This window comes from Pseudomonas emilianonis (assembly GCF_023072625.1).
GTDB classification, from domain to species: Bacteria; Pseudomonadota; Gammaproteobacteria; order Pseudomonadales; family Pseudomonadaceae; genus Aquipseudomonas; species Aquipseudomonas paraveronii.
Genome location: NZ_JAKNRV010000271.1, coordinates 1 through 7,129, shown reverse-complemented (window position 1 = coordinate 7,129; position 7,129 = coordinate 1). Strand labels below are relative to the sequence as shown.

The 7,129-nt window shown below is 61.7% G+C and carries 6 protein-coding genes; 5 read left to right on the top strand and 1 reads right to left on the bottom strand.

All coding sequences use genetic code 11. From position 1 onward, the window contains the following. Positions 1–84: 84 nt before the first annotated feature. Positions 85–1,809: a fatty acyl-AMP ligase gene (locus L9Z73_RS22015; protein WP_282598713.1), complete on the bottom strand. Its 1,725-nt coding sequence runs from the start codon at positions 1,807–1,809 to the stop codon at positions 85–87. Positions 1,810–2,187: 378 nt separating this feature from the next. Between L9Z73_RS22015 and L9Z73_RS22010 the strand changes: the two genes are divergently transcribed. From L9Z73_RS22010 to L9Z73_RS21990, 5 genes are all read left to right on the top strand, one after another. Continuing rightward, entirely contained in the window at positions 2,188–3,312 is a 1,125-nt protein-coding gene (locus tag L9Z73_RS22010) for an N-acetyltransferase (protein ID WP_247405429.1), read from the top strand. Next, positions 3,296–4,126 (top strand): nucleotidyltransferase family protein, encoded by an 831-nt coding sequence (locus L9Z73_RS22005; protein ID WP_247405426.1) that lies wholly within the window; start codon positions 3,296–3,298, stop codon positions 4,124–4,126. The genes L9Z73_RS22010 and L9Z73_RS22005 overlap by 17 nt, the downstream gene beginning before the upstream one ends. Positions 4,127–4,193: 67 nt before the next feature. After that, positions 4,194–5,267 (top strand): LPS export ABC transporter permease LptF, encoded by a 1,074-nt coding sequence (lptF, locus tag L9Z73_RS22000; protein ID WP_247405423.1) that lies wholly within the window; start codon positions 4,194–4,196, stop codon positions 5,265–5,267. Then, a complete protein-coding gene (lptG, locus tag L9Z73_RS21995; protein ID WP_247405420.1) occupies positions 5,264–6,343 on the top strand; it encodes an LPS export ABC transporter permease LptG in 1,080 nt (359 codons plus the stop codon). The genes lptF and lptG overlap by 4 nt, the downstream gene beginning before the upstream one ends. An 8-nt stretch (positions 6,344–6,351) precedes the next feature. Beyond that, a partial coding sequence (locus L9Z73_RS21990) for a diacylglycerol/lipid kinase family protein (RefSeq protein WP_247405416.1) occupies positions 6,352–7,129 on the top strand: 778 nt, incomplete at its 3' end.

Genomic DNA, 7,129 nt, shown 5'->3' with positions numbered 1-7,129 from the left:
CACATGGTCCGCGCGCCAACAGGGCGTGCAGAATGCGCCGGCCGATAAAGCCGGTGGCGCCCGTAATTGCCACGGTCTGGCTCATCAGGCGATGGCCGCGGCAGGCAACGCGAGACCGTCGAGCATGTTCAGGTAGCGACGTTTGGCCTCGGCACGTGCCGGTTTGCCGGACGAGGTACGCGGGATGCTTTGCGGCGGTACCAACTGAATGTCGACGCTGACGCCAAACTCACTCTGGATGCGCCCCGACAGCGAGCGGACCATGTGCTCGCGCGATGCGAGCGAGGCCACCCGGCACTGGATCTGCATCACTACCACTGGCTCATCACCGCGCGCCGTCACGAAGGCGATCGCATCGCCCGGGCGCACGCCAGGCTCGCCCTCGGCCACGTGCTCGATATCCTGAGGCCAGATGTTGCGCCCGCGAATGATGATGAGGTCTTTCTTGCGGCCAGTGACATGCAGATCGCCCTCGAACAAGTAACCCAGGTCGCCGGTAGCCAGCCATTGGGAGGCCTGCAGTTGCGAGTCGGCGTCGCGGAAATAGCCACTCATCAGGCTGGGGCCGGCAATGAAGATCTGCCCCACCTCGCGCTCGCCGAGCACCTCACCCTGGGCGTTGCGAATTTCCAGGCGGTGCCCGGGCAGGGCCGCCCCGCAGTTCACGAACGTGCTGACGGCACGTGTGCGTGGCGTGGGCGGTACGGCCTTGGCGCTGTGCTCCAGTACATCGCGATCGATTACATCGGCCCGCAGGCCTTTGGTGGTGTCGGCAAAGCTGACCGCCAGGGTGCTTTCCGCCAGACCGAAGCACGGCATCAACGCCCCTTTCGCGAAACCTGTTGCCGCAAAACGTTCGGCAAATTGCGCCAGCGCCTCGAACGGTACCGGCTCGGCGCCCACGCCAGCAACCCGCCAACTGCTCAGGTCAAGCTCGGCCAGGTCCTTGTCACTGCAACGCCGCAGGCACAGGTTGTAACCGAACGGTGGCGCCACGGACACCGTGCCACGATTGCGGCTGATCAGCTTCAACCATTGCAAGGGGCGCATGGCGAAGTCCTGGGTACGCAGGTAGTCGACCGACAGTTGAGTGGCAACGGGTGTGAGGACGAACCCCACCAGACCCATGTCGTGATAGAAAGGCAGCCATGAAACGCAGCGGTCGCCTTCGCGCAGCTTGATGCCGTCACGACTGATCACCTGCAAGTTGGCCATGACCGCGCGCTGGGTAATCACCACACCACGAGGAAAGCGGGTGCTGCCCGAGGTGTACTGAAGGTACGCCACATCGTCCGCGCCAGGCGCCTGCAGTTCGACCTCGGCCTCTGGCAGCGCGTCGATGTCGACGCCACTGAGCACGGGCATCGGCGGCAGATCGGCGGCGGCCTCCCGCACCAGGGGGAGCCATTCCTCGCCACCGCACACCGCAGCCGGGCTGCAACTGCTCAGCAACCCACGCAGCTTGTCCACGTAGGATGAATGCTGACCAACCCCCATGGGAATGGGCAACGGCACGGGGATCAGCCCCGCGTATTGGCAGGCGAAGAACACTTCGACGAACGTTGCATTGGTGTCGGCGATCAGCGCCACCCGGTCGCCCCGCACCAGCCCCAGGCCGAGCAGACGACGTGCGCCCATCAGGGCGCGCCGTTTCAGCATGCGGTACTCGAATGAACTGACCAACTGACTGCGTCGGTCATAGAAGTTCATGCCAGTATGACCGGTGGCAGCATAATCCAATGCATCTACCAAACTTTCAAAGTTTGCGTGACGCATGGGTATGGAATGATTTGAGCTTGTTTCTGACATATACAACACAGCCATTAGATGTGAACCTTCGGCCTGATCGCATGACGGCAAATCCACCCGCAATGTTTCATTTGGACGATGCATTTATCAGGCGAAAATAAGATAGGAAACAGCGCATTTGCGCCGCAGCCAGCAAGCGATTGTTGCCTGCGCAGTGTTCATGTTCTGATTGAATTTAATTCGGCGCGAAGATTAACAGGAGTTGATTTCTGAACGACTATTCATTTATCAGATACCCGCCATCTGAAACAGCGATGAAGATTTTATATACAAACTTAGTTAATAACGGTTTCATTTACGCCGCCGTTGCGGTGATCAGCCGTGCGTTGTGTTAATTGAGTTAATACCCCCTCGAAGTTAGTTGGATTTAGATCAGCCATGATTTCCATAGAACAGGTCAGCGACAAGGCTGGTTTGAAAGCCTTCATCTCCCTGCCCTCCCACTTGTACGCGGACGATCCCCACTGGGTCCAACCCCTGCATGTGGAGCGTATCGAGCATCTGTCGGCGAAGAACCCGGCATCGGACCACATTCACTGGCAGGCCTGGATTGCGCGACGTGGCAATGAAGTGGTGGGCCGTATTACCGCTCAGGTTGATTCGCTGCATCGTGATCTGCACGGCATGGACACTGGCCATTTCGGCATGCTCGACGCCATCGATGACGAGGCAGTGTTCAGCCTGCTGACTCATACGGCGGAAACCTGGCTGCGCAAACAGGGCGCCCACCGGATCACCGGCCCGTTTGGCTTGAACATCAATCAGGAAAGCGGCCTGCTGGTCGACGGGTTCGATACACCGCCGTCGGCGCTGATGGAACATGGCAAGCCCTACTACGCCGCACGCCTGGAGCAGCAAGGCTACGCCAAGGGCATGGACCTGCTGGCTTACTGGATGCGCCGCACCGACCTGTCCTTCACCCCAGCGCTGACATCACTGATGGGCTCCATGCGCAACAGAATCAAGATCCGGCAGCTTGATCGCAAGCGTTTCGCACAGGAAATGCAGGTACTACGCGCCGTGTTCAACGATGCCTGGCAGAAAAACTGGGGGTTTGTACCGTTCACCGAACGTGAGTTCGATGAGATGGGCGCGCAACTGAAATTCCTGGTGCCCGAAGACATGATCTACATCGCCGAGGTCGACGGTGAGCCCTGCGCCTTCATCGTTGCCCTGCCCAACATCAACGAAGCCATCGCCGACCTGGATGGGCGCCTGCTCCCATTGGGCTGGGCCAAATTATTGTGGCGCCTGAAAGTCAGTGGCGTACGCACCGCGCGGGTACCGCTGATGGGCGTGCGCCAGCAGTACCAGTTCAGCCGACTGGGGCCGATCATCGCACTGCTGCTGATCGAAGCCTTGAAGGCGCCGTTCGAAAAACGTGACATCGAAGCACTGGAAATGTCTTGGATCCTGGAAACCAACACCGGCATGCGGGCTATTCTGGATCGCATCGGTGCCGCCCCCTACAAACGGTATCGCCTGTATGAAAAAGCAATTTGAGCCACCGCGTTTCGACGCGCTGGTGCTGGGGGCGGATCGCCATGGCCATGACCCGGTGGCTGCGCTGGGCTCGGCAGGCTGCAAGGCGCTGACGCCAATCGCGGGGGTGCCGATGCTGCACCGTGTGCTGGGCGCTTTGCACGATAGCGCCCAGGTTGACCGGGTAACGTTGATCGGGCCTTCGTTGGCACTGCTGGAGCGGGACGCCCATATGCGGTCGCTGATCCTCGGCGAGCAGGTGAGTTTTCTGCAACCCCAGGCAACCCCGGCTGCAAGCGTCGTCCATGGCCTGGCCATGCGACAACACTGGCCACTGTTGGTGACGACTGCCGACCATGCCCTACTGCGCGGCGACATGGTCGATTACTTCCTCACCCAGGCAGCCACCCTGGATTGTGACGTGGCGGTTGCCGTGACGCCCCTGGCGACAGTGCTGCAACGATTCCCCGGCACGGCCAGAACGGCCATCCGGCTCAAGGGTGGCCCGTATTGCGGCAGCAACCTGTTCGCCTTCCTCACGCCACAGGGCGCCAAGGTGGCGCAGTACTGGCGTGGCATGGAAGAAGCGCGCAAGCGTCCCCGACAGGTTGTAGCCCGCGCGCTGGGCCCACTGGCTACCGTGCGCTACCTGCTGGGCGAATTGTCCCTCAAGCATGCGCTGAACCAGCTTTCCCGGGTGCTGGGCGCACGCGTGGGCGCGGTGGTCATGCCGTTCCCGGAAGCGGCGGTGGATGTGGACTCCGCCAACGACTTCGCGCTGGTGGAACGCACCCTGCGCGAGATGACCAAGGACCACGGGCGCCCTGCGGCCTGACCGACTCACCCGCTTCATTCCCCTTTTTACTGTGCACGGCTGATGCCGCGTTGAAGGCTTGCGGTACATGCTTACGATCGAGCGCTACATCATTTCCGAAGTACGCCGTCCTGTGACGATGATGGTCGGCTTCCTGACCTTTGTTTTCGCCAGTTACTCGGCCGAACGCTACCTGACCGAGGCCGCCAACGGCACCCTCGCGCTGGGGGTGGTCTTCGACATCGTTTTCTACAAAGTGCTGATCGCGCTGGAGATGCTGCTGCCCGTCGGGCTGTATGCCTCGGTGGCCATCGCACTGGGTCGGCTATACAACGACTCGGAAATCACCGCCATCATGGCTTCCGGTGCCAGCCCGTTGCGTATCTACCGGGCCATTCTGATCATCGCCATGCCCCTGGCCCTGGCGGTGGCTGCGCTGTCGTTCTACGGCCGGCCCTGGGCTTATACGCAAACCTATCAATTGGAACAGCAATCGCGCTCCGACCTCGACGTCAGCCACCTGCAGGCCCAACGCTTCAACCTCAACGATGACAACGGCCGGATGATCCTGGCCCAGCACATCGACCCGGACACCAACCAGCTCACCGACGCGCTGATCTACGACCCGACCGAAGGCAAAAGCCGCGTGCTGCGCGCCAACGTGGCGACCATCACCGATCCCGATCCCACGGCGCCGGCGCTGACCCTGCAACAGGGCACCAGTTATACGCTGGCGCATCGCGGCAGCAAGGACAGCACACTGAATTACAAAGAGTTGCTGCTACACCTCAAGCCGGTGGGACCGACCGAAGAGTCAAAGCGCAAATCCACCCCCAGCGCGATGCTGGCCATGTCGGCCATGCCCCAGGACAAAGCCGAACTGCAATGGCGTGAAAGCCGCGGCCTGAATGCCATTCTCATGGCCCTGCTGGCCGTGCCGCTGAGCCGGACCGCACCGCGCAAAGGCCGGTTCTCGACCCTGCTGCCGATCGCGATCCTGTTTACGGTGATCTTCTATGCCGGCAACCTGTGCCGCACCCTGGTAGCCAATACCGCCCTGCCCCTTATCCCGGGCCTGTGGCTGGTCCCCCTGCTGATGCTGGTTGGCCTGGGGACCTTGATGGCCCGTGACCTGCGGCTGCTGCCGAGGTTTTCGCGATGAGCCTTTGGGGTCGCTACCTGGTCAGGAACGTGTTCGTGGGTTTCGGTGCTGCCGCTGCGCTGCTGATTCCGTTGTTCACGACTTTTGATCTGATCAGCGAACTCGACAATGTCAGCGCTGGCGGCTACCGCTGGACCCAGGCGATGGCGGTGGTGCTGATGACGCTGCCCCGTCGCCTGATCGACCTGGGGCCCTTCATCGCCCTGTTGGGCGGCATCGTCGGCCTGGGCCAATTGGCGGTCAGCCAGGAGCTCACGGCCCTGCGCGCCGCCGGCGTGTCCATCGTGCGTATTGCCCTGGCGGCCGTCACCGCAGGCGTGTTGCTGACCGCCAGCCTGGCAGCACTGGATGAATGGGTGGCCTCACCGTTGCAGCAGCGCGGCCTACAGATGCGCAACGCCGCCATCACCAGTTCCGATGAGGCAGTCAATGCCAAGGGGACGCTGTGGGCCAGGCGCGGCAATGAAGTCGCCAGGATCGACAGCGTGGCCGCGCACAACCGGCCCATGGGCATCGAGATATTCCGCTACAACCCGGACAACACCCTGGCCAGTTACATTCACGCTGACAATGCCAGCGTCTCCCAGGACGGCAGCTGGACGCTCAACCAAGTCAACTTCAAGCAATGGAGCGAGGGCGAAGAAACGGTCCGCGAGTTGGATAGCCTGCAATGGACGTCGATCTTTTCCAGTATTCATCTCAAGGAGCTGACCCTGCCCAGCGACAGTTTTTCCATCAAGCAACTGAGCCGCTACATCCACTTTCTCAAGGCCACCGATCAACCCGTCGATCAGTACAGCATCGCCCTGTGGCAGAAGTTCGGCCGGCCGATCCTGACGCTGGCGATGATCCTGCTGGCGGTACCCTTCACCTTCGTGCAACAGCGCGACCCCGGGATGGGCAGCCGCCTGGCGGTGGGCGCTGTCGTCGGTCTGCTGACCTATGTGGGTAATCAGATCATCGTCAACCTGGGGCTGCTGTTTGCCCTGAATCCGCTGTTGACCACCTTGTTGCCACCGCTGTTTATTCTGGGCGCGGCATTGATGCTGGTCTATCGCTTCGACCGAAACGCCTAGGCAACGTCATGAACATCAACCCACCTTCAATTGCTCAGCCGCGGCGCATCGGCGTTTTGATCAACCCCCTCAGCGGACGCGTTCGTCGCCAACTGGTACGCCTGTGCCGCCTGATCTATAGATTGCCTCGCGCCCACTTCGCGCAGGTGCGCACCCCTGCCGAGATCGAGACTGCCATCGCCAACTGGGCGCTGATGGAAAACGACTTGTTGGTGGTAGTGGGCGGGGACGGCACGCTGCAGGCGGCGCTGACCAGCCTGCTGCAAACCCCTGGGGCGCAAGTTCCCAAGGTGTTCATCGTCCCCGCGGGCACCACCAACATGAGTGCCAATGCCATCGGGTTGCGTGGCAACCCACTCAAGGCAATCAAGGCACTGACGCGCTGGCTGACCCATGACAACCACACCGCGCTCGAGAGGCCCACGGCCGTGCTGCAAGTGTCGGACTCACACAACCGGCGAACACAATGCGGCCTGTTCTTTGGCGCCGGCTCAATCGTCACCGGCGTTCGCTATTTTCATGAGCGGGTTCGCCCCACCGGCCTCAAGGGGCTGGCGGGGCCATTGACTGCCTTCGCGCGCATGCTGCTGGCGTTGTTTTCCCGCACGGCCAGCCATCTGCTTGCGACCGTTAACGCCCCTATCACGGTGAACGGCGCGACGCGCGAGGCGCCATGGCTGCTGGTATTGGCCACCACCCTGGACAAATTGCTGCTGGGCAGCACGCCATTTTGGGGCACCGAACGCCAGCCCATGCGCCTGACCGCCATTGCCCAGGCCCCTGCCC

What these genes read in the sequence shown, in the direction of transcription:
- L9Z73_RS22015 (WP_282598713.1), bottom strand. Translation starts at nt 1,809, where the DNA reads ATGTCAGAAACAAGCTCAAATCATTCCATACCCATGCGTCACGCAAAC.
- lptG (WP_247405420.1), top strand. Translation starts at nt 5,264, where the DNA reads ATGAGCCTTTGGGGTCGCTACCTGGTCAGGAACGTGTTCGTGGGTTTC.
- L9Z73_RS22010 (WP_247405429.1), top strand. Translation starts at nt 2,188, where the DNA reads ATGATTTCCATAGAACAGGTCAGCGACAAGGCTGGTTTGAAAGCCTTC.
- L9Z73_RS22005 (WP_247405426.1), top strand. Translation starts at nt 3,296, where the DNA reads ATGAAAAAGCAATTTGAGCCACCGCGTTTCGACGCGCTGGTGCTGGGG.
- lptF (WP_247405423.1), top strand. Translation starts at nt 4,194, where the DNA reads ATGCTTACGATCGAGCGCTACATCATTTCCGAAGTACGCCGTCCTGTG.